General features: G+C 74.8%; 8 protein-coding genes. All 8 read left to right on the forward strand.

Going from position 1 to position 6,006, the window contains the following annotated elements; genetic code table 11:
• Positions 1-97 precede the first annotated feature (97 nt).
• The gene (locus tag E1298_RS42935; RefSeq protein ID WP_131903134.1) at positions 98-1,399 is read left to right on the forward strand and encodes a TadA family conjugal transfer-associated ATPase; all 1,302 of its coding nucleotides are present in this window, start codon (positions 98-100) and stop codon (positions 1,397-1,399) included.
• 28 nt (positions 1,400-1,427) lie between these two features.
• Positions 1,428-2,357, forward strand: a complete 930-nt coding sequence (locus E1298_RS42940; protein WP_131903135.1) for a type II secretion system F family protein — start codon at positions 1,428-1,430, stop codon at positions 2,355-2,357.
• Positions 2,354-3,271 (forward strand): type II secretion system F family protein, encoded by a 918-nt coding sequence (locus E1298_RS42945; RefSeq protein ID WP_131903136.1) that lies wholly within the window; start codon positions 2,354-2,356, stop codon positions 3,269-3,271. Before E1298_RS42940 ends, E1298_RS42945 begins: the two co-directional genes overlap by 4 nt.
• A 46-nt stretch (positions 3,272-3,317) precedes the next feature.
• On the forward strand, positions 3,318-3,539 hold the full coding sequence (locus E1298_RS42950) for a Flp family type IVb pilin (RefSeq protein ID WP_131903137.1): 222 nt from the start codon (positions 3,318-3,320) through the stop codon (positions 3,537-3,539).
• Positions 3,540-3,769: 230 nt separating this feature from the next.
• Complete coding sequence (locus E1298_RS42955) at positions 3,770-4,156, forward strand: TadE family protein (protein WP_131903138.1); 387 nt, start codon at positions 3,770-3,772, stop codon at positions 4,154-4,156.
• On the forward strand, positions 4,153-4,635 hold the full coding sequence (locus E1298_RS42960) for a TadE family protein (protein ID WP_243726186.1): 483 nt from the start codon (positions 4,153-4,155) through the stop codon (positions 4,633-4,635). The genes E1298_RS42955 and E1298_RS42960 overlap by 4 nt, the downstream gene beginning before the upstream one ends.
• Complete coding sequence (locus E1298_RS42965) at positions 4,632-5,138, forward strand: TadE/TadG family type IV pilus assembly protein (RefSeq protein WP_243726187.1); 507 nt, start codon at positions 4,632-4,634, stop codon at positions 5,136-5,138. The genes E1298_RS42960 and E1298_RS42965 overlap by 4 nt, the downstream gene beginning before the upstream one ends.
• A gap of 29 nt (positions 5,139-5,167) precedes the next feature.
• A partial coding sequence (locus E1298_RS42970; RefSeq protein ID WP_424923211.1) for a LysM peptidoglycan-binding domain-containing protein occupies positions 5,168-6,006 on the forward strand: 839 nt, incomplete at its 3' end.

The following is a 6,006-nucleotide window of genomic DNA, read 5'->3' on the forward strand; positions in this document are numbered from 1 at the left end:
CCCCGCGCCGCCCGCGTCCCCGGCCGCCGTCCCGCCGGGCGAGCCGTCCACCGAGCAGGTGACGGCGGGCGGCCGCCACGAGAAGGGGGAGCGCTAGGTGGATCACGGCCTCGTCAAGCGGCTCCGCCAGGAGGTCGGCGACCGGCTGGCCCAGCAGCGCCGCCTCGACGCCGCGCACGGCCTCCCGCCGATGACCGGGGAGGACGAACGGCAGTTCGCCCGCGCGCTCATCGGCCAGGTCCTGGAGGAGTTCGCGCGCGGCGAGATCACCTCCGGGCGGCGGCCCCCGAACGCCGAAGAGGAGGAGGCGCTCGCGGCGGGCGTCCACGCCGCCCTGTTCGGCGTGGGCCGGCTCCAGCCGCTGCTGGAGGACCCCGAGATCGAGAACATCGACGTCAACGGCTGCGACCGGGTGTTCATCGGCTACGCCGACGGCCGCGAGGTGATGGGCGAGCCGGTCGCCGAGAGCGACGAGGAGCTGATCGAGCTCATCCAGATCCTCGCCGCCTACAGCGGCCTGTCGTCGCGCCCGTTCGACACCGCGAACCCGCAGCTCGACCTGCGGCTGCCGGACGGATCGCGGCTGTCGGCCGTGATGGACGTGACGGTCCGCCCCGCGCTGTCGATCCGGCGCGCCCGCCTCGGCAAGGTGTTCCTCGCCGACCTGGTGGGCAACGGCACGTTCAGCCAGGAGGTGGCGCAGTTCTTCCGCGCCGCCGTCCTCGCCCGCAAGAACATCATGATCGCCGGGGCGACCAACGCGGGGAAGACGACGCTGCTGCGCGCCGTCGCCAACGAGATCCCGCCGCACGAGCGGCTCATCACCGTCGAGCGCGCGCTGGAGCTCGGCCTGGACGCCTTCCCCGAGCTGCACCCGAACTGCGTCGCCTGCGAGCAGCGGCTGCCGAACTCCGAGGGCCAGGGCGCCATCTCGATGGCCGAGCTGGTGCGCCGGTCGCTGCGCATGAACCCGTCCCGCGTGATCGTCGGCGAGGTGCTCGGCGACGAGATCGTCACGATGCTGAACGCGATGACGCAGGGCAACGACGGATCCCTGTCGACGATCCACGCCAACTCCTCGATGGAGGTCTTCAACCGCATCACCACGTACGCGATCCAGTCGGAGGAGCGGCTGCCCGTCGAGGCGACGCACATGCTCATCGCGGGCGCGATCGACTTCGTGGTGTTCATCGAGAAGCGCAACGAGTACGCCTCCGGCGGCCGGCTGCGCCGCTACGTCGCGAGCATCCGCGAGGTCACCGGCGTCGACGGCCGCGTGCTGTCGTCGGAAGTGTTCACGCTCGGCCCGGGCGGCGCCGCCGTGCCGAACGCGCCGATCGCCTGCGCCGCCGAGCTGGCCGACTACGGGTACGACCCGTCCGCCGGAGGTGCCTGGTGACGGCGCCCCGGGGAAGCGGAGGCCGGTGATGTACGCGCCGGACGTGCTGCTCGCCATCATCGCGGGCGCCGCGGTCGGCGGCGGGCTCCTGCTGCTGGTCCTGGCGCTGCGCGGCCTGCCGCCGCGGTCCCGGCCGGTCCGCGGCCGCAGCCGCGAGGACCTGGCCAGGACGCTGTCCACCCGCGGCGCCGTCGCGGTCGTCGCGGGCGTGGCGGTGCTCGTGGTGACCCGCTGGCCGATCGCCGCCGCCGGGACGGGCGCGCTCGTCCTCGGCTGGAACGGGCTGGCGGGCGGCGCGGCCGAGGAGCGCCGGGGCATGGCCCGGCTGGAGGCCCTCGCCGCCTGGACCGAGTCGCTCCGCGACACCATCGCGGGCGCCGTCGGCCTGGAGCAGGCCATCCCCGCCTCGCAGCGCGCCGCCGCCCCGGCCCTGCTGCAGCCCCTGCGCGGCCTGGTCGACCGCCTGCACACCCGCGTCCCGATGCCGGAGGCGCTGCGCCGCTTCGCCGACGACATCGACGACCCGTCCGCCGACCTGGTGATCGCCGCGCTCGTCCTGAACGCCAAGCTGCGCGGTCCCGGCCTGCGCGACATGCTCGGCGCGCTCGCCGGGTCCGCCCGCGCCGAGCTGGACATGCGGCGCCGCGTCGAGGCCGACCGGCGCTCCACCCGACGCAGCGTCCGCATCGTGGTAGGCGTCTCCGTCGGGACGGCGCTGGGCCTCGCCGTGTTCAACCACTCCTACGTCGAGCCGTACGACGACTTCCTCGGCCAGCTCGTCCTGTGCATCGTCGTCGCCCTGTACGCGGCGGCGTTCCTGTGGCTGCGGCGCCTCGCCAAGTACGAGCTGCCCGGCCGGTTCCTCGGCGAGCCCCGCAAGGCGCAGCCCGGCGTGCCCGGCGAGGTGCCGAGCACGGTCGCGGGCTGGCAGTCCGGCCGGACGGGGGACCCGGCATGACGGGCGCGATGATCGCGGGCGCCGTCGTCGGCGCGGGCCTGTACCTGCTCGCCCGGGCGCTGTTCCCGGCGCGGCCGGGACTCGCCGCGCGGATGGCCGCCTTCGACGCCGCCCGCCGCCGCGACCTGGAGGAGGCGCAGGCCGGACGGATGTCGCCGACGCTGGAGCGCGTCGGCGGGATGCGCGCGAAGGTCGGCCGGGAACTGGTGCGGTTCTGCGAGACGCGCGGCTGGAAGCTGCGGTCGATCCGCGCGGACCTCGCCATCACCGAGCGGTCCCTGGAGGCGTTCCTCGCCACCAAGTTCCTGCTGCCCGCCGCCGCGCTGCTGGTCATCCCGCTGATCGTGGCGTACTTCGCACTGCTGGGCCTGGGGTCGTCCGTGCAGCTCCCGGCGTGGGTCTGCCTGCTGTTCGCCGTGCTGTTCTTCTTCTTTCCCGACATGCAGCTCCGGCAGGAGGCGCAGGCCCGACGGCAGGACTTCCGGCACGTCGTCGGCGCGTTCCTCGACCTGGTCTCGATGAACCTGGCGGGCGGGCGCGGCGTCCCCGAGGCGCTGATGACCGCCTCGAACGTCGGCGAGGGCTGGGCCATGCACCGCCTCCGGGACGCGCTCGGCAACGCGCGCATCACCGGCCGCACGCCCTGGCAGGCCCTCGGACAGCTCGGCGACGAGCTCGACATCGCCGAGCTGCGCGACCTGGCCGGGGCGCTCGCCCTCGTCGCCGACGACGGCGCGCAGATCCGCAAGTCGCTGGCCGCCCGCGCCGCGTCCATGCGCAGCCGCGAGCTGTCGGAGCTGGAGGGCAAGGCCGGCGAGCGGTCCCAGTCGATGCTCGTCGCGCAGCTGTTCCTGTGCGCCGGTTTCCTGGTCTTCCTGGCCTACCCGGCCCTGATACGGGTGCTCGCCTCATGACGTCCCGCCGTCCCGTCCGCGATCACCGCCCCCTGGAGGTGCCACGATGAGTCCGCTCAACCCCCTGAACGACCCGTCCGTCGTCTACTTGCGCGCCATGCTCGGCACCCGGCTGGCGCGGCTGCGCTCGTCCACCGAGCGCGGCCGCGGCGCGTCGGCGATCGAATGGGCGATCATCACCGCGATCCTCGCGCTCATCGCCATCACGATCGGCGCGGTGATCCAGAAGAAGATCACGGACAAGGCCGACAGCATCAAGACGGGCTGACCGGAATGCGGCCACGCGAGCCCACCCGCACCCGGCGTCCCCGCGCGCACGCCCGGCGTCGGCCCCGCGCATCCGCCCGGCGGCGTCCCCGTGCGCTCGTCCGGCGGCGTCCCCGCGCGTCCGCCCACCCGCGGCTCCGCGCGTCCGCCCGGGGGCGGCTCCGTGCGTCGGCCCGCCCGCGGCTCCGCGCGTTGCGGCGCCGGATCCGGTCGGACGCCGGGGCGTCGTCGATGGAATGGGCTCTGCTCACGCCGATCCTCATCTTCGTGATGCTCGCCGTCGTGCAGTTCGCGATGGTCTACCACGCGCGGCACGTCGCGCTCGCCGCCGCGCAGTCGGGCGCCCGGACGGCCCGCACCCAGCCCGCCGGCGCCGGCTGGCGGGAGGAGGCCGTGACCAAGGCCACCGAGGACGTCCGCAAGATCGGCCCGAACCTGCTCGGCGGCCTCCAGGTGCAGGCGGGCGAGGCCGACGACGAGCGCTGGGTGGAGGTGAGCGGCGAGGCGGTGCGCGTCATCCCGTTCATGTCGTTCCACGTGTCGCAGCGCTCCCGGGGCCCGATCGAGTGCTTCCGGCCGGACGTCGACTCCGGCGTCGCCTGCCAGGGGGCCCAGTGAGACTCCGCCGGGCGGTGCGCGACCGCGGCTCGATGTCGCTGGAGATGGTGCTGGTCACGCCCGTCTTCGTGGCGTTCCTGCTCTTCCTGGCGGGCGCCGGGCGGATGGTGGACGCGCAGGGCCAGGTGGACGGCGCCGCGCGGGACGGCGTGCGCGCGGCGTCCATCGCCCGCGACGCCGCGTCCGCGCAGGACCTCGCCGACAGGGCCGCGCGCGCCAACCTCCAGGGGCACGACTGGTGCTCGGGCGGCCCGACCATCGCCACCAACGTCGCCGCGTGGGGGCCGGGCGGGCGCGTCGAGGTGACGATCACCTGCGACGTCGACCTCGGCGACCTGTCGTTCATCGGCCTGCCCGGCACCAAGCGGCTGGAGGGCCGCGCGGTCGCCCCGATCGACACCTTCACCTGGCGGGGCACCGGCCCGGGCGGCGGCGAGGAGGCCGACGGCGGCGAGGGCGACCCGGGAGGCCCGCAGTGATCCGCCGGCTCCGGCTCCGCGCGCTCGCCCGCCTCGCGCCGGGCCGCGACCGCGGCTCGGTCGCCATGTACGTCGTGCTGTTCACCCCCATCGTGTTCATGCTGGCGGGCCTGCTCGTGGACGGCGGGCTCGCGATCCACGCGCGGCAGCGGGCCGCCGACATGGCCGAGCAGGCCGCCCGCGCCGGCGCCAACGAGATCGACACCGACGCGCTGCGGGCCACCGGGAAGCCCGTCATCGCCCCCGAGCGGGCCCGGGCAGCGGCGTGCGACCTGCTGGCGTCCTACCCGGACCAGATCGCCGCGTCCCGCTGCGACGCCGACGAGCAGGAGGTGGCGGTGACCGTCGAGATCCGCGTCCGGCCGCAGCTGCTGGGCATCATCCCCGGGTTCGGCGACTTCGCGATGACCTCCTCGGCGACGGCCCACCCCGTCACCGGAGCAAACGCGTCTACCATTGGGGCGACGTCCGGTGAGCGGCGACCGCTGGGGGCGCGATGGTGACACGGCATGGGCAGAGAGAGCCCGTACGGGTGAAAGGGCATCGCAGCCCGGGCGACGTGCTCGCCGGCCTCGGCGCCGTCCTCGCGCTGGCCGCGCTGATCGGCGGCGTCCCGTACGCGCTCCTCACCTTCTTCGGCTCCCCGATCCCCGCGGACATGCCCGCCGCGTCCGACCTCACCCACCGGCTCGGGCCCGGCTCGCTCATCACGATCCTGGTCGCGCTGGTGTGGCTCGCCTGGATCCAGCTCGCGCTCTGCGTGGTCGTCGAGGTGTACGCGGGGATCCGCGGCGTCGGCGTGCCCGCGCGCGTGCCGCTCGCGGGCGGTACGCAGTCGCTCGTCCACCGGCTGGTGGTCGCGGCGCTGCTGCTGTTCACCGCCACCACCGTGATCATGCCGGCGTTCTCCGGCGGCGGGCTGTCGCAGCAGCGCCCCGTCCCCCCGCAGACGCAGTCGCAGGAGTTCCACCGCGTCCCGGACGCGCCGGAGCGCCCGGCGGCCGCCGCCGACCGCACCGCCGAGGACCTCGCGGCGAGCCCGATGGAGAAGGCCCGCACGACCAAGATCTACCGGGTGCAGCCGCCCGAGGGCCGCCATCACGAGAGCCTGTGGGAGATCGCCGAGAAGTGCCTGGGCGACGGGCGCCGCTACAAGGAGATCCACGCCCTGAACAAGGGACGGGTCCAGCCGGACGGCACCAAGCTCAGCATCGCCAGCCTCATCCGTCCCGGCTGGATCCTGGAGATGCCGGCGGACGCGAAGGGCGCCCGGGTCGTCCCGGTCGGCGACCTCGACGAGTACTACAAGTACGGGCACGCGGTCCCCGGCCGCCAGTCGCCGGAACCGTCGCCCGCGCCCCGGTCCCCGGC

This window comes from Actinomadura rubrisoli (genome assembly GCF_004349215.1).
Lineage (GTDB): Bacteria > Actinomycetota > Actinomycetes > Streptosporangiales > Streptosporangiaceae > Spirillospora > Spirillospora rubrisoli.

What these genes read in the sequence shown, in the direction of transcription:
- E1298_RS42940 (WP_131903135.1), top strand. Translation starts at nt 1,428, where the DNA reads ATGTACGCGCCGGACGTGCTGCTCGCCATCATCGCGGGCGCCGCGGTC.
- E1298_RS42945 (WP_131903136.1), top strand. Translation starts at nt 2,354, where the DNA reads ATGACGGGCGCGATGATCGCGGGCGCCGTCGTCGGCGCGGGCCTGTAC.
- E1298_RS42950 (WP_131903137.1), top strand. Translation starts at nt 3,318, where the DNA reads ATGAGTCCGCTCAACCCCCTGAACGACCCGTCCGTCGTCTACTTGCGC.
- E1298_RS42955 (WP_131903138.1), top strand. Translation starts at nt 3,770, where the DNA reads ATGGAATGGGCTCTGCTCACGCCGATCCTCATCTTCGTGATGCTCGCC.